Raw genomic sequence first — 773 nt, 5'->3', positions numbered from 1 at the left:
TGGGTGGCGCTGGAGGCGGGACGCGGCAGCACGGGCGGGTTCGAGTGGCTGGCGGGCCGGGTCCCGGGGGTGACCGACGCGACCGCGACCGTGCCGCTGGGCACGAGCCTTGACGGCGGCGCGCATGTCGTGGCCGGGGTTTCGACCTATGTCGGCAGAGACCCGGCCTGGGCGCGCGGCAACGGCAGCACAGCGGGCAGCTTCGACGTGTCCGTGGAAGAAGACACAAGCCAGGACGCCGAAACCGATCACCTCCCCGAAACCATCGACTATTTCGCCTTCAACACAAGCGGCGTCGTGGGGGCCTATGATTACGATTTCTTCGGATAGGGTGAACAGCCTGCAACGATAACCAGGGTTCGCTGCTGGATCGGCTTAAGGTCTTGCAAGGGATTTCGAAGTTGGAGCCTACGCCGCCAGAGGACAACCGGCTCTATTCGGAAGTTCAACCGCGCCCCGCGATGCTGCGTTGCTCACCACCGAACTGACCGCGGACACTGTTTCTCGTTATTCGGCTGACTGCCACAGTCTGTGCGAGCAGATTTGCTTCGTCTTCCGTCTCCATGAACGGGGCGTCAAACGCATCTCGGCCGACGCCAATCATAACCATCTCGGCGGTGCTGCACATCTGCGTCGCATCCACCAGATGCCAGTCTCCGTCGAGCCACACCTGGGCCACCGCGTGGAAATCCTGCGGATCGACACCCAACCCGTAAACCGAGGCATAGCGCGCCGGTATGCCCGAAGCCCGCGACAAGGCACAGACGAGGTGC

2 protein-coding genes are annotated in these 773 nt (G+C 63.5%); one reads left to right on the top strand and one right to left on the bottom strand.

Annotated elements, in window-relative coordinates; all coding sequences use genetic code 11:
- The coding region (locus tag ACFORG_RS23675) for a hypothetical protein (RefSeq protein ID WP_386738076.1) at positions 1 to 330 on the top strand (330 nt) is incomplete at its 5' end.
- A 115-nt stretch (positions 331 to 445) separates the two neighbouring features.
- On the opposite strand, the gene ACFORG_RS23670 is transcribed toward ACFORG_RS23675, so the two are convergent.
- A partial coding sequence (locus ACFORG_RS23670) for a transglutaminase-like domain-containing protein (protein ID WP_386738075.1) occupies positions 446 to 773 on the bottom strand: 328 nt, incomplete at its 5' end.

The organism is Lutimaribacter marinistellae (assembly GCF_042648365.1).
In the GTDB taxonomy this organism is placed as follows: domain Bacteria; phylum Pseudomonadota; class Alphaproteobacteria; order Rhodobacterales; family Rhodobacteraceae; genus Lutimaribacter_A; species Lutimaribacter_A marinistellae.
The sequence above is the reverse complement of the archived record's forward strand: the minus strand, read 5'-3'. Positions and strand labels throughout refer to the sequence as shown.